General features: G+C 56.6%; 22 protein-coding genes. 16 read left to right on the top strand and 6 right to left on the bottom strand.

Translation table 11 applies throughout. From position 1 onward, the window contains the following. The first annotated feature begins 21 nt into the window (after positions 1-21). The 4 genes from UR504_RS09655 (at position 22) to sstT (ending at position 4,274) form a co-directional block, all read left to right on the top strand. Entirely contained in the window at positions 22-525 is a 504-nt protein-coding gene (locus UR504_RS09655; protein ID WP_302236793.1) for a YgjP-like metallopeptidase domain-containing protein, read from the top strand. A 70-nt stretch (positions 526-595) separates the two neighbouring features. After that, positions 596-1,594, top strand: a complete 999-nt coding sequence (locus UR504_RS09660; RefSeq protein ID WP_223580545.1) for a Gfo/Idh/MocA family protein — start codon at positions 596-598, stop codon at positions 1,592-1,594. 251 nt (positions 1,595-1,845) lie between these two features. Then, positions 1,846-2,814 carry a TerC family protein gene (locus UR504_RS09665; RefSeq protein ID WP_023309283.1) on the top strand — a complete coding sequence of 323 codons (969 nt, stop codon included), beginning with the start codon at positions 1,846-1,848 and terminating at the stop codon, positions 2,812-2,814. Positions 2,815-3,032: 218 nt separating this feature from the next. Continuing rightward, a complete protein-coding gene (gene sstT / locus UR504_RS09670) occupies positions 3,033-4,274 on the top strand; it encodes a serine/threonine transporter SstT (protein ID WP_115876320.1) in 1,242 nt (413 codons plus the stop codon). Positions 4,275-4,368: 94 nt separating this feature from the next. Here sstT and UR504_RS09675 read toward each other — a convergent pair whose 3' ends face one another. Both UR504_RS09675 and uxaC read right to left on the bottom strand, forming a co-directional pair. Further along, positions 4,369-5,856, bottom strand: coding sequence for a UxaA family hydrolase (locus tag UR504_RS09675; protein ID WP_115876321.1), 1,488 nt, complete (start codon positions 5,854-5,856; stop codon positions 4,369-4,371). 17 nt (positions 5,857-5,873) lie between these two features. Next, complete coding sequence (gene uxaC, locus UR504_RS09680) at positions 5,874-7,286, bottom strand: glucuronate isomerase (RefSeq protein WP_302236803.1); 1,413 nt, start codon at positions 7,284-7,286, stop codon at positions 5,874-5,876. 475 nt (positions 7,287-7,761) lie between these two features. Between uxaC and UR504_RS09685 the strand changes: the two genes are divergently transcribed. From UR504_RS09685 to UR504_RS09735, 11 genes are all read left to right on the top strand, one after another. Further along, positions 7,762-9,060 (top strand): MFS transporter, encoded by a 1,299-nt coding sequence (locus UR504_RS09685; protein WP_024906406.1) that lies wholly within the window; start codon positions 7,762-7,764, stop codon positions 9,058-9,060. A gap of 115 nt (positions 9,061-9,175) precedes the next feature. Then, positions 9,176-9,952 carry a transcriptional regulator ExuR gene (gene exuR / locus UR504_RS09690; RefSeq protein ID WP_023615584.1) on the top strand — a complete coding sequence of 259 codons (777 nt, stop codon included), beginning with the start codon at positions 9,176-9,178 and terminating at the stop codon, positions 9,950-9,952. A gap of 344 nt (positions 9,953-10,296) precedes the next feature. Continuing rightward, entirely contained in the window at positions 10,297-10,959 is a 663-nt protein-coding gene (gene yqjA, locus UR504_RS09695) for a DedA family general envelope maintenance protein YqjA (RefSeq protein ID WP_008503144.1), read from the top strand. A gap of 2 nt (positions 10,960-10,961) precedes the next feature. Further along, a complete protein-coding gene (gene mzrA / locus UR504_RS09700; protein WP_127732377.1) occupies positions 10,962-11,345 on the top strand; it encodes an EnvZ/OmpR regulon moderator MzrA in 384 nt (127 codons plus the stop codon). A gap of 143 nt (positions 11,346-11,488) precedes the next feature. Further along, positions 11,489-11,857: a DUF1090 domain-containing protein gene (locus tag UR504_RS09705; RefSeq protein ID WP_023309291.1), complete on the top strand. Its 369-nt coding sequence runs from the start codon at positions 11,489-11,491 to the stop codon at positions 11,855-11,857. 31 nt (positions 11,858-11,888) lie between these two features. Continuing rightward, positions 11,889-12,194: a DUF883 family protein gene (locus UR504_RS09710; RefSeq protein WP_008503141.1), complete on the top strand. Its 306-nt coding sequence runs from the start codon at positions 11,889-11,891 to the stop codon at positions 12,192-12,194. A gap of 1 nt (position 12,195) precedes the next feature. Beyond that, entirely contained in the window at positions 12,196-12,594 is a 399-nt protein-coding gene (locus tag UR504_RS09715) for a phage holin family protein (protein WP_014885329.1), read from the top strand. After that, positions 12,591-12,887, top strand: a complete 297-nt coding sequence (locus tag UR504_RS09720) for a YqjK-like family protein (protein WP_111964937.1) — start codon at positions 12,591-12,593, stop codon at positions 12,885-12,887. Before UR504_RS09715 ends, UR504_RS09720 begins: the two co-directional genes overlap by 4 nt. A gap of 209 nt (positions 12,888-13,096) precedes the next feature. Beyond that, positions 13,097-13,489, top strand: a complete 393-nt coding sequence (locus UR504_RS09725) for a DoxX family protein (protein ID WP_023309292.1) — start codon at positions 13,097-13,099, stop codon at positions 13,487-13,489. A gap of 71 nt (positions 13,490-13,560) precedes the next feature. After that, complete coding sequence (locus UR504_RS09730) at positions 13,561-14,547, top strand: glutathione S-transferase family protein (RefSeq protein WP_111964938.1); 987 nt, start codon at positions 13,561-13,563, stop codon at positions 14,545-14,547. Between the two features lie 106 nt (positions 14,548-14,653). Continuing rightward, positions 14,654-15,019 carry a DUF805 domain-containing protein gene (locus UR504_RS09735; protein ID WP_223580557.1) on the top strand — a complete coding sequence of 122 codons (366 nt, stop codon included), beginning with the start codon at positions 14,654-14,656 and terminating at the stop codon, positions 15,017-15,019. Positions 15,020-15,060: 41 nt separating this feature from the next. Here the strand turns inward: UR504_RS09735 and yhaJ are convergent, their stop codons facing one another. Beyond that, on the bottom strand, positions 15,061-15,963 hold the full coding sequence (gene yhaJ, locus UR504_RS09740) for a DNA-binding transcriptional regulator YhaJ (protein WP_008503135.1): 903 nt from the start codon (positions 15,961-15,963) through the stop codon (positions 15,061-15,063). Positions 15,964-16,067: 104 nt separating this feature from the next. Between yhaJ and UR504_RS09745 the strand changes: the two genes are divergently transcribed. Continuing rightward, the gene (locus UR504_RS09745; protein ID WP_115876325.1) at positions 16,068-16,769 is read left to right on the top strand and encodes a pirin family protein; all 702 of its coding nucleotides are present in this window, start codon (positions 16,068-16,070) and stop codon (positions 16,767-16,769) included. 89 nt (positions 16,770-16,858) lie between these two features. Here the strand turns inward: UR504_RS09745 and UR504_RS09750 are convergent, their stop codons facing one another. From UR504_RS09750 to tdcD, 3 genes are all read right to left on the bottom strand, one after another. After that, positions 16,859-17,269 (bottom strand): Spy/CpxP family protein refolding chaperone, encoded by a 411-nt coding sequence (locus UR504_RS09750; protein WP_111964939.1) that lies wholly within the window; start codon positions 17,267-17,269, stop codon positions 16,859-16,861. Positions 17,270-17,415: 146 nt separating this feature from the next. Continuing rightward, positions 17,416-19,710 carry a formate C-acetyltransferase gene (gene pflB / locus UR504_RS09755; protein ID WP_271369490.1) on the bottom strand — a complete coding sequence of 765 codons (2,295 nt, stop codon included), beginning with the start codon at positions 19,708-19,710 and terminating at the stop codon, positions 17,416-17,418. 15 nt (positions 19,711-19,725) lie between these two features. Next, positions 19,726-20,934: a propionate kinase gene (gene tdcD, locus UR504_RS09760; protein WP_274243312.1), complete on the bottom strand. Its 1,209-nt coding sequence runs from the start codon at positions 20,932-20,934 to the stop codon at positions 19,726-19,728. Between the last annotated feature and the right edge of the window lie 13 nt (positions 20,935-20,947).

The following is a 20,947-nucleotide window of genomic DNA, read 5'->3' on the forward strand; positions in this document are numbered from 1 at the left end:
TCGCATTAATTTGGGTGTTTGATGAACCAACTTACTTATCTCCAGGGCTATCCGGAGCATTTACTGACTCAGGTTCGCAGCCTGATTGCCGAGCAGAAGCTCGGCGGGGTGCTGGAAAAACGCTATCCCGGCACGCACGATTTCGCGACCGATAAGGCCCTCTGGCAGTATACGCAGGATCTGAAAAGCCGGTATCTGAAGAGCGCCCCGCCGATCAACAAGGTGATGTACGACAACAAGATCCACGTGCTGAAAAACGCGCTCGGCCTGCACACCGCCGTCTCACGCGTTCAGGGCGGCAAGCTGAAGGCCAAGGCGGAGATCCGCGTCGCGACGGTTTTCCGTAACGCGCCGGAGGCGTTTCTGCGGATGATCGTCGTCCACGAGCTGGCGCACCTGAAGGAGAAAGAGCACGACAAAGCGTTCTACTCCCTGTGCTGCCACATGGAGCCGCAGTACCACCAGCTGGAGTTTGATACCCGCCTGTGGCTTACGCATTTATCGTTAAATGGTAATGCGGAATAGCGCACGCGAATTGTCATGATGACGTGCTACAGTGGCTAAAGGTTCCCCGCTACGGAGTACGTAAACGTTTATGATACGTTTCGCAGTCATTGGAACGAACTGGATCACGCGCCAGTTCGTCGACGCCGCCCACGAAACCGGCAAACTGAAACTTACCGCAGTCTATTCCCGCAGCCTTGAGCAGGCGCAGAGTTTTGCCAACGATTATCTCGTTGAGCATCTCTTCACCTCGCTTGATGAGATGGCGCAAAGCGACGCCATTGACGCGGTCTATATCGCCAGCCCGAACTCCCTGCACTTCCCGCAAACGAAGCTGTTCCTCAGCCATAAAAAGCATGTGATTTGCGAGAAGCCGCTGGCATCAAATATTGAGGAAGTGGAGGCGGCCATTGCGCTTGCCCGCGAAAACCAGGTGGTTCTTTTCGAAGCGTTCAAAACCGCCAGCCTGCCGAATTTCCTGCTGCTGCAGCAGTCCCTGCCGAAAATCGGCAAGATACGCAAAGCCTTTATTAACTACTGCCAGTACTCGTCGCGCTACCAGCGCTATCTGGACGGCGAGAACCCGAACACCTTTAACCCGGCGTTCTCGAACGGCTCGATAATGGATATCGGATTCTACTGCCTGGCCTCTGCCGTGGCCCTGTGGGGCGAGCCGCACGGCGTCACGGCTACCGCCAGCCTGCTGGAGAGCGGCGTGGATGCGCACGGTGTCGCGGTGCTGGATTACGGTGATTTCAGCGTGACGCTGCAGCACTCCAAGGTGAGCGATTCCGTGCTGCCGAGCGAAATTCAGGGCGAAGCGGGCTCGCTGGTCATCGAGAAGATCTCCGAGTGCCAGAAGGTGAGCTTTGTCCCGCGAGGTGGCAAAGCCCAGGAGCTGACGCAGCCTCAGCATATTAACACTATGCTCTATGAGGCAGAGGTCTTCGCCCGTCTGGTGGAAGACAACGAAGTGAATCACCCAGGCCTTGCGGTGAGCCGCACCACGGCGAAGCTGCAAACGGAGATCCGCCGCCAGACCGGCGTGGTGTTCCCGGCAGACGGCGTGGGCGCGGAGGTTATCGCGTAAAGCTGTGTAATGAAACGGCGCAGACCATTGACGAAACCAATGGTCTGACATATTTTGTTACCTGCAAAGGGGAGTAACTTCTTCGTCGGTGGATCGTCATTACGATGCGTGCAATACCGCATCCGGTCGCCGGGCAACCTTCGTGGTTGTAAGTGAGACCTTGCCGGAAGGCGAGGTCTATGCATAAAAAGCTAACGGCTATCGTCTTCTGACCATGGCCGTTTTTGTTTTTTATGTGTAAGGAAAATAGTATGCATTCTGTCGGCACTCCCATGTTGTGGGGCGGATTCGCGGTTGTCGTGCTCATCATGCTGGCGATCGACCTCTTTTTGCAGGGACGTCGCGGCGCGCACGGCATGACCATGAAACAGGCCGCCGCCTGGTCGCTGGTGTGGGTCACCCTCTCTCTGCTCTTCTGCGCTGCCTTCTGGTGGTACCTGGCCTCGACTGAAGGCCGCGCAGTTGCCGACCCTCAGGCGCTCGCCTTCCTCACCGGTTATCTGATTGAAAAAGCCCTGGCGGTCGATAACGTCTTCGTCTGGCTGATGCTGTTCAGCTACTTTGCCGTACCTGCTGCCCTGCAGCGTCGCGTGCTGGTGTACGGCGTGCTGGGCGCGATTATCCTGCGTACCATCATGATCTTCGCTGGCAGCTGGCTGATTACCCAGTTCGAATGGCTGCTGTACGTCTTCGGCGCGTTCCTGCTGTTCACCGGGGTCAAAATGGCGCTGGCGAAAGAGGACGGCTCTGCGATTGGCGATCGCCCGCTGGTGAAGTGGATCCGCGGCCATCTGCGCATGACCGACAAGATCGAGAGCGAGCACTTCTTCGTGCGCAAGAACGGCCTGCTGTTTGCCACCCCGCTGCTGCTGGTGCTGATTCTGGTTGAGCTGAGCGACGTGATTTTCGCCGTGGACAGCATTCCGGCGATCTTCGCGGTAACCACCGACCCGTTCATCGTCCTGACCTCTAACCTTTTCGCCATTCTCGGCCTGCGTGCCATGTATTTCCTGCTGGCAGGCGCGGCGGAGCGTTTCTCCATGCTGAAGTACGGCCTGTCGGTGATTCTGGTGTTTATCGGTATCAAAATGCTAATCGTCGATTTCTACCATATCCCGATCGCTATTTCGCTCGGCGTGGTATTTGGCATTCTGATCGTGACGCTAATTATCAATACCTGGGTTAACCGCCAGCACGATAAGAAGCAGCAGGTGGAGTAATCCCCTCACCCCGGCCCTCTCCCACAGGGAGAGGGTGAACACACTTTTGTAACGCAGTAGTTAAAAAATATGATGCAACACGTAAAATCCAGCATTTTACGCTTCCCTCCTTTGGCACATTCCCTATACTCGACCAGGCAAACATTTACTTACATCCGGACATAAATGTGACTAAGAGCACATCCGGGATGGAACGCAATTTCACTCAGGAAATATGTATGAGCATACAATCAAGCGGTCTGTTCGCGCGCCTGGCGCAGGGCAGCCTCGTTAAACAAATTCTGGTCGGGCTGGTGCTGGGTATTCTGCTGGCGATGGTGTCAAAACCTGCCGCGGAAGCCACGGGGCTGCTCGGGACGCTGTTCGTAGGTGCACTGAAAGCCGTCGCGCCGGTACTGGTTCTGATGCTGGTCATGGCGTCAATTGCCAACCACCAGCACGGACAAAAAACTAACATTCGCCCCATTCTGTTCCTTTATCTGCTGGGAACCTTCTCGGCTGCCTTAACGGCCGTGGTGTTTAGCTTCCTGTTCCCGTCCACGCTGCACCTGACCAGCGCGGCCGGTGATATCACGCCGCCGTCCGGCATTGTCGAAGTCCTGCGGGGCCTGCTGATGAGCATGGTCTCTAACCCCATCACCGCGCTGATGAGCGGAAACTACATTGGCATCCTGGTCTGGGCGATTGGTCTGGGCTTCGCGCTGCGCCACGGCAACGAGACCACGAAAAACCTGGTCAACGATTTGTCCAACGCCGTGACCTTTATGGTGAAGCTGGTGATTCGCTTTGCGCCAGTCGGTATTTTCGGGCTGGTCTCCTCCACGCTGGCAACTACCGGTTTTGACGCACTGTGGGGTTACGCGCAGCTGCTGGTTGTGCTGGTCGGCTGTATGCTGCTGGTGGCGCTGGTGATCAACCCGCTGCTGGTGTTCTGGCAGATCCGCCGCAACCCGTATCCGCTCGTGCTGACCTGCCTGCGCGAAAGCGGCGTAACCGCCTTCTTCACCCGCAGCTCGGCGGCGAACATTCCGGTTAACATGGCGCTGGCGGAGAAGCTGAACCTGGACCGCGACACCTATTCCGTTTCGATCCCGCTGGGTGCAACCGTGAATATGGCGGGTGCGGCAATCACCATTACCGTGCTAACCCTGGCGGCGGTGCATACGCTGGGCATTCCGGTGGATCTGCCAACCGCGCTGCTGTTGAGCGTCGTGGCGTCGCTGTGTGCCTGTGGCGCATCGGGCGTGGCGGGCGGTTCCCTGCTGCTGATCCCGCTGGCGTGTAATATGTTCGGTATCCCGAACGAAATCGCCATGCAGGTGGTAGCCGTCGGCTTTATCATCGGCGTGCTGCAGGACTCCTGCGAAACCGCGCTGAACTCCTCTACCGACGTGCTGTTTACCGCAGCGGCCTGTCAGGCGGAAGACGCGCGTTTAGCGAAGAACGCCCTGCGAGGTTAACAGCAAAACGGCAACCCTGAGGTTGCCGTTTTTAGTGTTTGTACCCTCTCCCTGTGGGAGAGGGTCAGGGTGAGGGCACCAGCCCGCTCCCTATTTAAAGCGTCACACCACTCTTAAAGATCGCCAGCTCGCGGAAGTCGTTCTTCTCGTTACAGGTTTGCTTGCCGTTGGCAAATTCCACAATCGCGTCCACGAATTCCGTCAGCAGCTGCGGCATCGCTTTGCCGTGAATCAGCTGGCCCGCATCAAAGTCGATCCAGTGTTTTTTCTTCGCCGCCAGCTCGCTGTTGGTGGCAATTTTCACCGTCGGCACAAAACCGCCGTACGGCGTGCCGCGACCGGTGCTGAACAGCACCATATGGCAGCCGGCGCCCGCCAGCGCGCTGGTGGCGACCGCATCGTTACCCGGTGCGCTCAGCAGGTTCAGACCGTGCGTTTTCAGGCGCTCGCCGTAGCGCAGAACGTCCACCACCTGGCTGGCGCCCGCTTTCTGGGTGCAGCCGAGAGATTTCTCTTCCAGCGTGGTGATCCCGCCCGCTTTGTTACCCGGAGACGGGTTCTCGTAAATGGGCTGATTGTGGGCGATGAAATACTGTTTGAAGTCGTTCACCATGGTGACGGTCTTCTCAAACGTCTCTTCGTCGCGGCAGTGGCTCATCAGAATACGTTCCGCACCGAACATCTCCGGCACTTCGGTCAGCACAGTGGTGCCGCCGTTGGCAATGACGTAATCCGAGAAGCGACCCAGCATCGGGTTGGCAGTGATGCCGGACAGGCCGTCAGACCCGCCGCACTCCAGACCAAACTTCAGCTCGCTCAGCTTGCCCGGCTCGCGCTTGTCGTGGCGCATCACGTTATACAGCTGATGAAGCTGCTCAACGCCCGCTTCCACTTCGTCGTCCTGATGCTGACACACCATAAAATGCACGCGCTCAGGATCGAACTCACCGAGCGTCTCGCGGAAGGCGTCCACCTGATTGTTCTCGCAGCCCAGGCCGATCACCAGCACCGCCCCCGCGTTCGGGTGGCGCACCATGTTTTGCAGCATGGTGCGGGTATTGATGTGGTCGTCTCCCAGCTGGGAGCAGCCGTAGGTGTGGCTGAACAGATGTACCCCGTCAGTGCCTTCGGCACTGTTGGTCTCTTTCAGAAAACGCGTCTGGATCTGCCGCGCGATGCCGTTGACGCAGCCGACGGTCGGGAGGATCCACAGCTCGTTGCGGATCCCCACCTCACCGTTAGCCCGACGGTAGATCTGTACTTCACGATCTGCCGCCTGACGCTCTTCCGCGGGTAAATCAGGTTGATAGCTGTACTCGTCCAGATCGCTCAGATTGGTGCGGGTATTGTGAGAATGAATATGTTCACCCGGCTCGATATCCGCTAACGCATGCCCAATCGGAAGACCGTACTTAATGATGTTGTCCCCTTTGGCGAGAGGCTTCACGGCAAACTTGTGTCCGCGAGCAATCGCCTGACGCAGGGTGACGCTCTGGTTATCAACGGTCACCACGTCGCCTTCATCGAGATCCGTCAGCGCGACGGCCACGTTATCCAGCGAATGGATTTTGATGTATTGCATATCAACCTCAAACGGCCCTAGTTCAGTTCAATGGCGAAGTAGTCACGCGCATTGTTAAAGCAGATGTTTTTCACCATTTCGCCCAGCAGCTGGATATCCGCTGGCGCTTCGCCTGCGTGCACCCAGCGGCCAATCATCTGGCACAGAATGCGGCGGAAATATTCATGACGGGTATAGGACAGGAAGCTGCGGCTGTCGGTCAGCATGCCGACAAAGCGGCTTAGCAGGCCAAGCTGCGCCAGCTGCGTCATCTGACGTTCCATACCGTCTTTCTGATCGTTGAACCACCAGCCGGAGCCGAACTGCATCTTGCCCGGCATCCCTTCGCCCTGGAAGTTGCCGACCATGGTACCCAGCACTTCGTTATCGCGCGGGTTCAGGCAGTAAAGGATGGTTTTAGGCAGCAGATTTTGTTCGTTCTGTTTGCTCAGAAGTTTGGACAGCTCTTCTGCCAGCGGACGGTCGTTGATGGAGTCGAAGCCTACATCCGCACCAAGCAGCTTAAACTGGCGCTGGTTGTTATTGCGCAGCGCACCGATATGGTACTGCTGTACCCAGCCGCGACGCGCGTATTCGGCACCGAGGAACACCAGTACCGCCGTTTTGAACTGCGCCACTTCGTGCTCGCTAAGCGATTCACCGGAGAGACGACGTGCCAGAATGCTGTCCAGCTCGGCTTCATTTGATTCCGCAAACAGCACCACGTCCAGCGCGTGGTCAGAAACTTTACAGCCGTGCGCCGCGAAGTGATCCAGACGTTTGGTCAGCGCGGTTTGCAGGTCGGTGAAACGACGGATGTCGGTATCGGACACTTCCGCCAGCTTCGTCATGTAGTCGGCGAAGGTAACCTGCTCAATGTTGAAGGCTTTATCCGGGCGCCAGCTTGGCAGCACTTTGATATCAAAAGAGGTGTCTTTGGCGATAACCGCATGATGCTCCAGAGAGTCAATCGGATCGTCGGTGGTGCCCACCATCTTCACGTTCATCTGCTTCATGATGCCGCGCGCGGAGAAGTTATCCTGCGCCAGCAGGGCGTTGCAGCGCTCCCAGATTTCATCGGCGGTCGTTGGGGAGAGCAGTTTGCCGGTGATGCCAAACGGACGGCGGAGCTCAAGGTGCGTCCAGTGGTAAAGCGGGTTGCCGATGGTGTGCGGAACGGTCGCCGCCCAGGCGTCAAACTTCTCGCGGTCGGTCGCATCGCCGGTACACAGGCGCTCAGCCACGCCGTTGGTGCGCATGGCGCGCCATTTGTAGTGGTCACCCTTCAGCCAGATGTCATACAGGTTTTTGAAGCGATAATTTTCGGCAACCTGCTGCGGCGGTAAATGGCAGTGGTAGTCGAAAATCGGCTGGTCTTTTGCGTAGTCGTGGTACAGGCGGCGAGCAAATTCGGTATCTAACAGAAAATCGTCGGTCATAAACGGCGTCATTATCGTCTTCCTCATTACGGGAGCGCAGAAAGCGTATGTTCATATGCTGCAAAGTTATCACACCAATTTCCACCAGCCGACGTTTTTTTCGTGAGTGAGATCAATAAACGTCAACAAATAAATTACCCTCAATGGAGTAAACCCTTCTACAAGCCGCATCATTACTGGCTTTGCGCTCAGCAATTAATGTCCCCACAAAGAATCATACATTTGTGATGTCACTCACCTTTTAAAGTTGTATGACAAGTTATCTTTTCGCCGTCGCAAACTATAAGCCGACGGAATGCATTACTGGTGTCAGATACACCAGATTTAACGGTACGGATACCGACTTATGCACGCTTACTTATGGCAAGGTTCGGGCCGTTCCGGGACATGCTCCCGGCTGCGCCCCTCCCGTTACACAACTGCTCCCGGAAACGGTCGAGAGGTTGCCGCGTTCTGGCGCGGAAATAACATAACGATGAGGTTTTAGATGCGTAAAATTAAAGGGTTACGTTGGTATATGATCGCACTGGTGACGTTAGGCACCGTGCTGGGCTACCTGACGCGTAACACCGTGGCAGCAGCAGCGCCAACGTTGATGGAAGAGCTGCATATCTCCACGCAGCAATACTCCTACATCATTGCCGCCTATTCCGCGGCTTATACCATCATGCAGCCTGTTGCTGGCTATGTGCTGGACATTCTCGGTACCAAAATCGGTTATGCCTTCTTCGCCATCGCCTGGGCGGTGTTCTGCGGAGCCACCGCGCTGGCGGGAAGCTGGGGCGGCCTGGCGCTGGCGCGCGGCGCGGTAGGTGCAGCTGAAGCCGCCATGATCCCCGCAGGGCTGAAAGCCAGCTCCGAGTGGTTCCCGGCAAAAGAGCGTTCCATTGCGGTCGGTTACTTCAACGTCGGCTCGTCCATCGGGGCGATGATTGCACCACCGCTGGTGGTGTGGGCTATCGTGATGCACAGCTGGCAGATGGCGTTCATCATCTCTGGCGTGCTGAGCTTTGCGTGGGCCATGGCGTGGCTGATTTTCTATAAACATCCGCGCGATCAGAAAAAACTGTCTGAAGAAGAACGCGAGTACATTATTGGTGGTCAGGAAGCGCAGCATCAGACCAACAACGGCAAAAAAATGACCGTCTGGCAGATCCTGGGCACCCGTCAGTTCTGGGGTATCGCCCTGCCGCGTTTCCTGGCCGAGCCGGCATGGGGTACCTTCAACGCGTGGATCCCCCTGTTCATGTTTAAAGTCTACGGCTTTAACCTGAAAGAGATCGCGATGTTCGCCTGGATGCCGATGCTGTTCGCTGACCTGGGCTGTATCGTGGGCGGATACCTGCCACCGCTGTTCCAGCGCTGGTTTGGGGTGAACCTGATTGTTTCCCGTAAAATGGTAGTGACCATGGGCGCACTGCTGATGATTGGCCCGGGCATGATCGGCCTGTTCACCAGCCCGTATGTGGCTATCGCCCTGCTGTGCATCGGCGGATTTGCTCACCAGTCCCTGTCCGGCGCGCTGATTACGCTCTCCTCTGACGTCTTTGGCCGTAACGAAGTGGCCACCGCCAACGGCCTGACAGGGATGGCCGCCTGGACCGCAAGTACGATGTTTGCGCTGGTGGTCGGCGCACTGGCGGATACCATCGGCTTCAGCCCGCTGTTCGCCGTGCTGGCGATCTTCGACCTGCTGGGCGCGGTGGTAATCTGGACGGTGCTGAAAAGCAAGTCGGCAGAGGAGCTGGCAAAAGAGTCCCTTGGGAAACCGGCTACGCAAAGTTAGCGAAAATGTGTTTCCCCTAAGCCGCCTCCAGGCGGCTTTTTTAATGGCAAAATCTGGAGAGTGGCACGCAAAAGTGGTATAACAAATCATCTGCCGTACCCTGCCTGGAGCGCATATGGAAATCACCGAACCACGTCGTTTATATCAACAACTTGCTGCCGAGCTGAAAGATCGCATCGAGCAAGGAGTCTATCTTGTCGGTGATAAACTTCCCGCCGAGCGCTTCATTGCGGATGAAAAAAGCGTCAGCCGCACCGTGGTGCGCGAAGCCATCATCATGCTGGAAGTGGAAGGCTACGTTGAGGTACGCAAAGGCTCCGGCATTCACGTGATTTCTAATCTGCCGAAACACTCTCCCGTCGCGGACGAAAGTCTGGAATTCGCCAGCTACGGTCCGTTTGAGCTGCTCCAGGCTCGCCAACTGATCGAAAGCAATATTGCTGAGTTTGCGGCGACGCAGGTGACCAAGCAGGACATCATGAAGCTGATGGAAATCCAGGAGAATGCCCGTAAGGAAAAATGTTTCCGCGATTCAGAGTGGGATCTGCAGTTTCACGTCCAGGTCGCCCTGGCAACCCAAAATACGGCGCTGGCGGCAATCGTTGAGAAAATGTGGACTCAGCGCGTTCATAACCCGTACTGGAAGAAACTGCACGACCATATCGATTCCCGTACTGTCGACAACTGGTGTGACGATCACGATCAAATCCTTAAGGCGCTGATTCGTAAAGATCCCCATGCCGCTAAGCTGGCGATGTGGCAGCATCTGGAAAACACCAAGCAGATGCTGTTCAATGAAACCAGCGACGACTTCGAATTTAACGCTGACCGCTATCTTTTCGCCGATAATCCCGTTGTTCATCTCGATACGGCCCCCAGTGCCGCAAAATAGATGACCTTCCCGCTGGCAGGCGCCTCGCTGCGCCTTCTGGCTCCAGTGGGTAAGCAAAACATATATAGTGTCAGCCTTTGTAAATCCCCTCGCTCACTTCCTGGGCTTACGCCAAAATCAACTCACGCCTGCAAATTCTGTGACGCAGAACGTTGGGCTTTGTTACAATTGGATTCACTTCGTTATTTTGTAAGTTAGTGCTTGCTAACCAGCCAATTAACAGGGAAACGTGTTGGCCACACCGCAATGTGTCCGCGAGCGACCATAATGAAATCACAACAATGTCGCCGTGCTGTTTGCCCCGGATAACAGGCGTGACGTTAACCGATTTCCAGGAACACTGAATGGAACTTTTGACCCAACTACTGCATGCCCTTTGGGCGCAGGATTTTGAAACGCTGGCCAACCCTTCCATGATTGGCATGCTCTATTTCGTCTTGTTTATGATCCTGTTCCTTGAGAACGGTTTGCTGCCTGCTGCCTTCCTGCCTGGTGACAGTTTGCTGGTGCTCGTCGGCGTGCTGTGTGCCAAAGGGGCGATGGCGTTTCCGCAAACTATTTTATTACTGACCGTCGCGGCCAGCCTCGGCTGCTGGGTGAGCTACATCCAGGGTAGATGGCTGGGCAATACCCGGATCGTCCAGAACTGGCTCTCGCACCTGCCTGCACATTATCATCAGCGGGCGCACCACCTTTTCCATAAGCACGGGCTTTCCGCGCTGCTGATTGGCCGCTTTATCGCGTTTGTACGTACGCTGTTGCCGACCATTGCCGGTCTGTCGGGGCTGAGCAGCGCCCGCTTCCAGTTCTTTAACTGGATGAGCGGTCTGTTATGGGTGCTTATTCTGACAACGCTCGGCTATGCGTTGGGTAAAACGCCGGTGTTTATGAAATATGAAGACCAGCTGATGTCCTGCCTGATGCTGCTGCCTGTGGTTCTGCTGGTCTTCGGCCTGATCGGCTCTCTGGTCGTGCTGTGGAAAAAGAAATACGGAGCCAGAGGCTAACGATGGCTATCTCACCGCTTGCCCTGCGCCGTTTTGCCTGTGCCGTGATTACACTGGGGGTGCTCAGCGCTATGCTTCTGGCATGGAGCGCGCTTTCGCACCAGGAATCCACGCTTGCCATTCGCCCGGTGAACCAGGGTGCCAGCGTGCCTGACGGTTTTTCTGTCTGGCACCATCTGGACGCGAACGGGATCCGCTTTAAAAGCATCACCCCACAGGACGATGTTTTACTGATCAAGTTTGATTCCCGAGCGCAAAGTGCCGCCGCAAAAGTGGTTCTCGACCGTACGCTGCCGCACGGGTATATCATTGCCCAGCAGGAAGATGAGAGCCAGCCTGCAGCCTGGCTCTCGTTGATTCGCGATACGTCGCATCGGTTTGGATAACTTCCAGGATTCCGAATCTTTTCACTCACTTTGGTGAATCCCCCGTTTACTTACTATGCTTAAGTACGCGGAGCACCCCTCGACTGTACTCCGCATAACTTTGGATAGCGGCTTACGCCGCAACACAATGGAAGGTTTCGATAATGAAATTCCGCATGACTCTGGCTCTGGCCCTTTTTTCTTTAAGCACAGCATCCTTCGCAAACTCTCTTTGTCAGGAGAAAGAACAGGATATTCAGCGTGAGATCGGTTATGCCGAAAAGCATAACAATCAGCACCGTGTTGACGGTCTTAAAAAAGCGCTGAGCGAAGTGAAAGCGAACTGTTCAGACAGCAAGCTTCGTGCCGACCACAAGAAGAAAATCGCTGAACAGAAGGACGAGATAGCCGAGCGCCGTCGCGACCTGCAGGAAGCGAAAGAGAAAGGGGATGCGGAAAAAATTGCTAAGCGCGAGAAGAAGTTGAAAGAAGCGCAGGACGACCTGAAAGCGCTGGAAGCTCGCGATTATTGAGTTAACGGAAATCTCAACAGGAGAGAGAATCATGTCAAAAGATACGACGTCTGAACATCTGCGCGCTGAACTGAAATCCCTGGCCGATACCCTTGAAGAGGTGCTGAACTCCTCTGCTGACAAGTCAAAAGAAGAGGTCAGCAAGCTGCGCAGCAAGGCGGAGCAGGCCCTGAAAGAGAGCCGCTACCGCCTGGGTGAAACCGGTGATGCACTGGCGAAACAGACCCGCGAAGCGGCTGCCCGCGCGGACGAATACGTGCGTGATAATCCATGGACGGGTGTAGGAATTGGTGCCGCAGTGGGTGTGGTACTGGGTGTCCTTCTGACGCGTCGTTGATATGGAAGATCCTCGTCACGCACAAGGGCCTGCTAACAACGTCCTCGGCATCGGCCAGCGTATTTTAACAACGCTGGTCGGGATTGCCGAAACGCGCGTCCGGCTGGCAGTGGTTGAGCTGGAAGAGGAGAAAGCCAACCTCTTCCAGATGCTGCTGATGCTCGGACTGACCATGCTCTTCGCCGCGTTTGGTCTGATGAGCCTGATGGTTTTAATCATCTGGGCCATTGACCCGCAGTATCGTCTTAACGCCATGATTGCCACCACCGTCGTTCTGCTGGTAGCAGCGTTGATTGGCGGTATCTGGACGCTGCGTAAAGCGCGTAAGTCCACATTCCTGCGCCATACGCGTCAGGAGCTGGCTAACGATCGCGCCCTGCTGGAGGATGACAAGCCGTGAGCGGTAAAGCCGAACGTCAAAAGCGAAAAGCGTACCTGCTAAGCCAGATCCAGCAGCAACGGCTGGATCTGTCGGCCAGCCGTCGCGACTGGATTGACGCGACGCGACGGTTTGACCGAGGCTGGAACACCTTCCTGAGCCTGCGTTCATGGGCGCTGGTCGGCAGCAGCGTGATGGCTATCTGGACGGTTCGTCATCCAAATATGCTCATCCGCTGGGCGCGCCGTGGGTTTGGTGCCTGGAGCGCCTGGCGCCTGGTGAAAGCAACGTTGCGGCAGCAGCAATTACGCTAGCCTTCTCGCCGGGTAAGGCGTAGCCGCCACCCGGCAAAATCCTCCCCCTCACTTACTCAATATCTTTGAAGAAGATTGACAGTTTTCCTTGCTAACAATTGCCACCCGCCCCGTTTATTATCCTCTCCATCGACAGCAACGACGCGGTATCTACCCGGAATTGCAGACAAATAACGTTCAGCCGCTGATGTGGTTTCCTGGAGAGTAAAATGAAAAAATTAGAAGATGTTGGTGTACTGGTAGCGCGTATTCTGATGCCAATTCTGTTCATCGTGGCAGGTTGGGGAAAAATCACCGGTTATGCGGGTACCCAGCAGTATATGGAAGCCATGGGCGTTCCGGGATTCCTGTTGCCACTGACCATTCTTCTTGAGTTCGGCGGCGGCCTGGCAGTCCTGTTCGGCTTCCTGACCCGCACTACCGCGCTGTTTACTGCAGGCTTCACCGTACTGACGGCGTTCATCTTCCACAGCAACTTTGCGGAAGGCGTGAACTCTCTGATGTTCATGAAAAACCTGACCATCGCGGGTGGCTTCCTGCTGCTGGCCGTCACTGGCCCGGGCGCATACAGCATCGACCGCGTTCTGAATAAGAAATGGTAAGCACGCTATACTGAATGAACTCAAAGCGAGGAGACATCTCCTCGCTTTTGCTATCTGACGGAGGAGAAAAAATGGGACAACTCGTAGACGGCGTATGGCAGGATGTCTGGTATGACACCAAATCCACCGGAGGTCGCTTCAAGCGCTCAGTTTCGGCCTTCCGTAACTGGCTGACCGCCGACGGTGCCCCCGGCCCGAGCGGCGAAGGCGGCTTCGCGGCTGAGAAAGACCGTTATCATCTTTATGTTTCCCTTGCCTGCCCGTGGGCGCACCGCACGCTAATTGTGCGCAAGCTCAAAGGTCTCGAATCCTTAATTCCGGTTTCAGTCGTCAACCCGTTGATGCTGGAAAACGGCTGGACGTTCGACAGTGATTTCCCTGCGGCAACCGGCGACGAACTGTATCACCACGATTTCCTGTACCAGCTCTATCTGCGCGCCGATCCGCACTACACCGGGCGCGTGACCGTGCCTGTGCTGTGGGACAAGAAAAACCAGACGATTGTCAGCAATGAGTCTGCGGAAATCATCCGCATGTTCAATACCGCATTTGATGCGCACGGCGCTCGTGCCGGAGATTATTACCCGGTTGAACTGCGTGATAAGATTGACGAGCTGAACGGCTGGATTTACGACAACGTCAACAACGGTGTCTACAAGGCCGGTTTCGCCACCAGCCAGGAAGCGTATGACGAAGCGGTCGGGAAGGTGTTTGAATCACTGGAACGCCTGGAACAGATCCTGGGCCAGCATCGCTACCTGACGGGCGATCGCCTGACGGAAGCGGACATTCGCCTGTGGACCACGCTGGTTCGCTTTGATCCGGTCTATGTCACCCACTTTAAGTGCGATAAACACCGCATCAGCGACTACCTGAACCTGTATGGTTTCCTGCGCGACATCTACCAGATGCCGGGCATCGCGGAAACGGTCGACTTCGACCATATTCGCACCCACTATTTCCGCAGCCACAAGACCATCAACCCGACGGGTATTATCTCCATCGGTCCGTGGCAGAACCTGGATGAACCGCACGGGCGCGACGTCCGATTTGGATAAATATTAAGGGCATCAATAGATGCCCTTTTTTAATTCACAATCTCCATCTATCCTTACTTTGATTGCTTAGAAAACAAGTGATTGACCGATTATTGAGGCAAGGAAAATGGACTGGTATCTGAAAGTACTGCGCAACTACATTGGATTTGGTGGCCGCGCCCGCCGCAAAGAGTACTGGATGTTCGTTCTGGTGAACTTCATCCTCGTCATGGTGCTGGGTATTGTGGATAAAATTCTTGGCTGGGAGCGGGCTGGCGGTGAAGGCGTGCTGACCACCATTTATGGCCTTTTAGTCCTGCTGCCATCGTGGGCGGTACTGTTCCGTCGGCTGCACGATACCGATCGTTCGGCGTGGTGGTTGCTGCTGCTGCTGATCCCGATTGTGGGCTGGATCGTGATTTTGATTTTCAACTGCCAGAGCGGAACGCCGGGCGAAAACCGTTTTGGTCCCGATCCTAAGATCGGCGCGTAAATTACTGCCCGGTGGCGCTTACGCTTACCGGGCCTGTACGCTTATTTGTTGTGGTGCGCAAAGAGCTTTGGAATTTCTCGCAGGCACCACGATTTGGCTTCGCCCATGCTGTCGCGACGCCACGCCATAATGATATCCACTTCGCTGGTGTACTCCGGGCTCACAACCCGCAGTCGTCCTTCCGCAATATCTTTTTCCACAAACGGGTACGGCATCGTCGCCACGCCCAGACCGGCCAGCAGCGCCTGCCGTTTGTCCTCCAGCGAGGTCACCGTCAGACGAGGCTGTTTATCCAGCAGCTGCACCGTCAGCACCGGACGCTCGCGCGCGGTATCCGCGACCGCCACGCCGCGATACTTCACGCGCGTCACTTCAGAGAGCGGCTCGGGTTCCTGATGAATCGGGTGGTTGGGGGCGGCAACGTAAACATTCATCACGCTGTAGAGCTTGCGCGAGTTGATTTCCGACGATGAGCGGAAGTGCATGTCCGGCGCAATAACGATATCTGCCCTGCCCGTCTCCAGACGTTCCCACGCCCCTGCCAGCACCTCGGTGATGATGGACAGCTGCGTATTGGCCTTCGCCGCCAGGCGATCCACCAGCGGGAACAGCGCTTCGGTCGGCACCAGCGCTTCGGTCACGAGCGTGAGATGGGTTTCCCAGCCGCGCGCCAGCGCTTCGGCGTCTGTCGTCAGCTTGTCCGCCGCTTCCAGCAGTACGCGGCCGCGCTCCAGCAGCATTCGGCCCACGTTGGTGAATTTTGTTCGATGACCGGAGCGGTCAAAAAGCACCACGTCAAGCTCTTCTTCCAGCTTTTGCATGGTGTAGCTCAGCGCAGACGGAACGCGCCCCAGTTCATCGGCTGCCGCCGCAAAACTGCCGCGCCGGTCAATCGCGTCCATGACGCGAAGCGCCTCAAGCGTCAATGCTCTCTCTTTAGCCATCTCGTTCTCATTCAGGAAATTTGAACATACCGGGCAGAATATCTGGCTAACAATGAAGCGTCCATACCTTTACCATTGTTTTAGTGTAAAGAGAGGTCAAGTTTATGATTACGACAAGAACAGCTAAACAGTGCGGACAAGCCGATTTCGGTTGGCTGCAGGCCCGCTACACCTTTTCCTTTGGACACTACTTTGACCCTAAACTCCTCGGTTACGCTTCACTGCGCGTGCTGAACCAGGAAGTGCTCGCCCCGGGCGCCTCCTTCCAGCCGCGTACGTACCCGAAAGTCGATATCCTGAACCTGATCCTGGAAGGCGAGGCAGAATACCGCGATAGCGAGGGCAATCATGTCCAGGCAAAGGCTGGCGAAGCGTTGTTAATTTCCACACAGCCGGGTATCAGCTACAGCGAACATAACCTCAGCAAAGACAAAACGCTGACCCGCATGCAGCTATGGCTGGACGCCTGCCCTGAGCGGGAAAATCCGCTGGTCCAGAAGTTAGATTTAACGGGCGATAAGCAGCAGCTGATTGCATCGCCGGACGGCAGTACAGGTAGCCTGCAGCTGCGCCAGCAGGTGTGGCTGCATCATATCGAACTGAAGAAAGGTGAACAGGCGAGCTTCCAGCTTCACGGTCCGCGCGCCTATCTGCAGTCTATTCACGGTACGGTGCATGCGGTGACGCACACGGAAGAGAAAGAAGCCCTCACCTGCGGCGACGGGGCGTTTATTCGTGATGAAGCGAATATCACGCTGGTGGCAGATACGCCGCTGCGCGCGCTGCTGATTGATTTGCCGGTTTAGAGAATGCCCTCACCTTAACCCTCTCCCAACGGGAGAGGGAACCGCTCGAGCCTCGGCAGAATTATCCGGCGCCGTACGCGACGACGAAATCACTCTGCCAGCGCGTTGGCCATATCAGTTCTAATCTGTTTACGCTGTTCCGGCGTTAATACCTGGCTGACGTCGAAGTAATATTTCACGCGGTAATAACGGGTCTGCTCTTCAATCTTGCTAAAGGCGGCAAGCTGGCTTTTGACCGTGCTTTCGTCCCATTTACCCGCCTGGAACATGTCGACCAGCGCGCCGTCCTTCACGCCCGTCATCGGGATCTTGCTGACATTTTGTTCCAGCTGCTTATGCAGCTCTTCAATCTTCTTAACCTGCTCATTGCTGAGCTTCAGGTGCTGTACCAGCGGATCCTGCGATGGAGACGGAGCAGCCTCAACGTTCGCGGCCTGTGCCGTAAAACTGCACACTGCCAGCGAGGCGGCGACCAGCGCAATACGGGTCATTTTCATCATCTTACTGTCCTTACATGCTGTGATAGGAAAAGCGGGCATTGTTTTTCAAGAGCGGATGAATATGTGTGAGTAATTATATAAACAATTTTGTATGTTTCGCGGGCAAAAACATGCCCCCTGGGTTGAGGGGGCATGAGCACTTAGATTTAGATTGACTGGGTAAACGTTCGCGAAATCACATCCTGCTGCTGCTCGCGCGTCAGGGCATTAAACCGCACCGCATAGCCCGAGACGCGGATGGTCAGGTTCGGGTAGTTCTCGGGATGCGCAATGGCATCGAGGAGCATCTCCCGGTTCATCACGTTAACGTTCAGGTGCTGCCCGCCCTCAATAGACGCTTCGTGATGGAAGTACCCGTCCAGCAGCCCCACCAAGTTGGTTTTGCGCACCAGCTCGTCCTTGCCCAGCGCCTGCGGCACGATAGAGAAGGTGTAGGAGATCCCGTCTTTGGCATAGGTGAACGGCAGCTTGGCGACCGACGTTAACGAGGCCACCGCCCCTTTCCTGTCGCGCCCGTGCATCGGGTTTGCGCCTGGCGCAAACGGCGTGCCGCCGCGGCGTCCGTCCGGCGTGTTCCCGGTCTTCTGGCCGTAAACCACGTTAGAAGTGATGGTCAGGATCGACTGGGTCGGCACCGCGTTGCGGTAGGTTGGCAGCGCCTGAATTTTCTTCATAAAGCGCTCCACCAGGTCGCAGGCAATGCTGTCCACACGGTCGTCATTGTTGCCGTACTGCGGATAGTCCCCTTCAATCACGAAATCGACCGCGAGGCCGGTATGGTCGCGCACCGGCTTCACCGTAGCGTATTTAATCGCCGACAGGGAATCCGCCGCCACCGACAGCCCGGCAATGCCGCAGGCCATGGTGCGATAGACATCCCGGTCGTGCAGCGCCATCAGCGAGGCTTCGTAGCTGTACTTATCGTGCATGTAGTGAATGAGATTCAGGGCGCTGATGTACTGCACCGCCAGCCAGTCCATAAAGTGATCGAGACTCGCCATCACGGTGTCGTAATCCAGCACGTCGTCCAGCAGCGGCTCGGTTTTTGGCCCGACCTGGATCTTCAGCTTTTCGTCCACCCCACCGTTGATTGCGTACAGCAGCGTTTTGGCAAGGTTGGCGCGCGCGCCAAAGAACTGCATCTGCTTGCCGATCACCATCGGGCTGACGCAGCAGGCAATGGCATAATCGTCGCTGTTGAAGTCCGCACGCATCAGATCGTCGTTCTCATACTGCAGAGAAGAGGTGACGATCGATACCTGCGCGGCGTATTTCTTAAACGCGATCGGCAGCTGTTCTGACCAGAGGATCGTCAGGTTCGGCTCCGGCGCAGGTCCCATGGTGTGCAGGGTATGCAGATAGCGGAAGCTGTTTTTGGTCACCAGCGTGCGTCCGTCCAGCCCCATGCCGCCGATCACTTCCGTCGCCCAGATCGGATCGCCGGAGAAGAGCGTGTCGAACTCCGGCGTGCGCAGGAAGCGCACCATGCGGATCTTCATGATGAAGTGGTCGATCAGCTCCTGCGCCTGCACCTCGCTCAGCCGCCCCGCCTGCATGTCGCGTTCGATGTAGATATCGAGGAACGAGGCCGTGCGCCCCAGCGACATCGCCCCGCCGTTCTGGGATTTCACCGCTGCCAGGTAGGCAAAATAGACCCACTGCACCGCTTCCTGAGCGCCCATAGCCGGGCGCGAGATATCAAAGCCATAGTTGGCCGCCATCTGCTGGATCTGCAGCAGCGCGCGCCTGTGCTCCGCCAGCTCTTCGCGCAGGCGGATCGTTGCCTCCAGATCTTCGCCGCGCTCCAGCCTGCCCTGCAGATCGGCAAACTGAAGTTCACGTTCGCGTACCAGATAGCTGATGCCGTAGAGCGCCACGCGGCGGTAATCACCGATGATGCGTCCGCGCCCGTAGCCGTCCGGCAACCCGGTCAGCACGCCGGATTTACGACAGCGCATCATCTCCGGGGAGTAGACGTCAAACACACCCTGGTTATGGGTTTTGCGCAGCTCGGTAAAGAGATATTCAAACTGCGGATCCATCTCCCGCCCGTAGGCCTCAAACGAGCTGCGGATCATGTTGATCCCGCCGTACGGATGCAGGGCGCGCTTGAGCGGCTTTTCGGTTTGCAGGCCGACGATCGTCTCCAGATCCTGGTCGATGTAGCCAGGCCCGTGGGCCGTAATGGTGGTGGCAATGTTGGTGTCGAAATCTACCGGGGCGTGGGTGGCATTCTCCTGGCGAATGCCGACCATTACCTTCTGCCACAGCGCCGTCGTTGCAGGCGTCGCCTGCGCGAGGAAAGCTTCATCGCCTTCATAAGGGGTGTAGTTATGCTGAATAAAATCGCGGACGTTGACGGCGTTTTTCCATTCTTCACCGCGAAACCCGGCCCATGCGTCGCTGTAGGGTGCGACGCCCGTATCGATTGTTACATTCATGTGATTCTCGCTTTATCAGGCGTAAGCCGCGGCCGGGGTAACCTTCCCAAGACGGAGGGCGTCCAGCGCGATCATTTTTTCTTCGTTGGTAGGGATAACCGCGCAGGCCACGCGGGACGATTCGGTGGAGATCACGCGCTCACCCGCGCTGCCCGGCAGGGCATTTTTAGCGTCGTCGAGGTTGATGCCGAAGACTTTCAGATGTTCCACCACCAGCGCGCGAATCAGCGTTGAGTTTTCGCCAATGCCGCCGGTAAAGACCACACCATCCAGGCGGTGCAGCGACGCCGCGTGCCCGGCGATATGTCGCGCAATGCGGTGAACAAAGGTATGGATAGCCAGCTGCGCCCGCTCATTGCCTTCGTGCCAGGCTTTCTCCAGCGCGCGTAAATCGGAGGAGATGCCGGAGATCCCAAGCAATCCCGACTCTTTATTGACCACGCGCTCCAGATCCTCTAACGACTGGCCGGTCTGCTGGGCAATCCACGCCATCGCGCCGAAGTCCACGTCGCCGCAGCGCGTCCCCATTATCAGCCCTTCCAGCGGCGTCATCCCCATCGAGGTGTCGACGCTTTCGCCGTTGCGCACCGCGCAGATGGACGCCCCGTTGCCGAGATGGGCAATCACCAGGCCGCTGTCATCGGGGGACAGGCCGAGAAGCGTATGCGCCTGCGCGGCCACGTAGCGGTGAGAGGTGCCGTGGAAGCCGTAGCGGCGCACGCCCAGCGCTTCAAAATAACGATACGGCAATCCGTACAGATACGCCTGAGGCGGCAGCGTCTGGTGGAAGCTGGTATCAAATACCGCTACCTGCTGCACGCCCGGGAACAGATGTTGTGCAGCTTCCACGCCGCTCAGGTTGGCGTAGTTATGCAGCGGCGCCAGCGGTGAGACCTGGCGGATCTGCTCAATCACCTCTTCCGTGATCAGGGTCGACTCGCTGAAAAGATTGCCCCCGTGAGCAATGCGATGGCCAATTAAGGCCACGCTGCTCATCAGGTTACGCTTCTCCAGCTCCAGGGCGATGGCAGCCAGCGCCCCTTCGTAGTCCTGGTGAGCCAGTCTGGCCGGCTCACCCCCGTTCACGGAAATAATGGCCTTCTCGGTGTTGATCCCGTCTGCAATGCCCGTCATCAGGGCGTCGCAGCTGCTGGCGTCGAGCACCGAAAACTTAACAGAGGACGATCCGCAGTTAATAACCAGTACAACCGGAAACTCAATCATCATGTGACTCCGC

This window comes from Enterobacter sp. 241F3, from assembly GCF_034106785.1.
In the GTDB taxonomy this organism is placed as follows: Bacteria; Pseudomonadota; Gammaproteobacteria; order Enterobacterales; family Enterobacteriaceae; genus Enterobacter; species Enterobacter vonholyi.

Coding starts and splice junctions, on each gene's coding strand:
- UR504_RS09655 (WP_302236793.1), top strand. CDS start 22: ATGAACCAACTTACTTATCTCCAGGGCTATCCGGAGCATTTACTGACT.
- UR504_RS09660 (WP_223580545.1), top strand. CDS start 596: ATGATACGTTTCGCAGTCATTGGAACGAACTGGATCACGCGCCAGTTC.
- UR504_RS09665 (WP_023309283.1), top strand. CDS start 1,846: ATGCATTCTGTCGGCACTCCCATGTTGTGGGGCGGATTCGCGGTTGTC.
- sstT (WP_115876320.1), top strand. CDS start 3,033: ATGAGCATACAATCAAGCGGTCTGTTCGCGCGCCTGGCGCAGGGCAGC.
- UR504_RS09675 (WP_115876321.1), bottom strand. CDS start 5,856: ATGCAATACATCAAAATCCATTCGCTGGATAACGTGGCCGTCGCGCTG.
- uxaC (WP_302236803.1), bottom strand. CDS start 7,286: ATGACGCCGTTTATGACCGACGATTTTCTGTTAGATACCGAATTTGCT.
- UR504_RS09685 (WP_024906406.1), top strand. CDS start 7,762: ATGCGTAAAATTAAAGGGTTACGTTGGTATATGATCGCACTGGTGACG.
- exuR (WP_023615584.1), top strand. CDS start 9,176: ATGGAAATCACCGAACCACGTCGTTTATATCAACAACTTGCTGCCGAG.
- yqjA (WP_008503144.1), top strand. CDS start 10,297: ATGGAACTTTTGACCCAACTACTGCATGCCCTTTGGGCGCAGGATTTT.
- mzrA (WP_127732377.1), top strand. CDS start 10,962: ATGGCTATCTCACCGCTTGCCCTGCGCCGTTTTGCCTGTGCCGTGATT.
- UR504_RS09705 (WP_023309291.1), top strand. CDS start 11,489: ATGAAATTCCGCATGACTCTGGCTCTGGCCCTTTTTTCTTTAAGCACA.
- UR504_RS09710 (WP_008503141.1), top strand. CDS start 11,889: ATGTCAAAAGATACGACGTCTGAACATCTGCGCGCTGAACTGAAATCC.
- UR504_RS09715 (WP_014885329.1), top strand. CDS start 12,196: ATGGAAGATCCTCGTCACGCACAAGGGCCTGCTAACAACGTCCTCGGC.
- UR504_RS09725 (WP_023309292.1), top strand. CDS start 13,097: ATGAAAAAATTAGAAGATGTTGGTGTACTGGTAGCGCGTATTCTGATG.
- UR504_RS09730 (WP_111964938.1), top strand. CDS start 13,561: ATGGGACAACTCGTAGACGGCGTATGGCAGGATGTCTGGTATGACACC.
- UR504_RS09735 (WP_223580557.1), top strand. CDS start 14,654: ATGGACTGGTATCTGAAAGTACTGCGCAACTACATTGGATTTGGTGGC.
- yhaJ (WP_008503135.1), bottom strand. CDS start 15,963: ATGGCTAAAGAGAGAGCATTGACGCTTGAGGCGCTTCGCGTCATGGAC.
- UR504_RS09745 (WP_115876325.1), top strand. CDS start 16,068: ATGATTACGACAAGAACAGCTAAACAGTGCGGACAAGCCGATTTCGGT.
- UR504_RS09750 (WP_111964939.1), bottom strand. CDS start 17,269: ATGATGAAAATGACCCGTATTGCGCTGGTCGCCGCCTCGCTGGCAGTG.
- pflB (WP_271369490.1), bottom strand. CDS start 19,710: ATGAATGTAACAATCGATACGGGCGTCGCACCCTACAGCGACGCATGG.
- tdcD (WP_274243312.1), bottom strand. CDS start 20,934: ATGATTGAGTTTCCGGTTGTACTGGTTATTAACTGCGGATCGTCCTCT.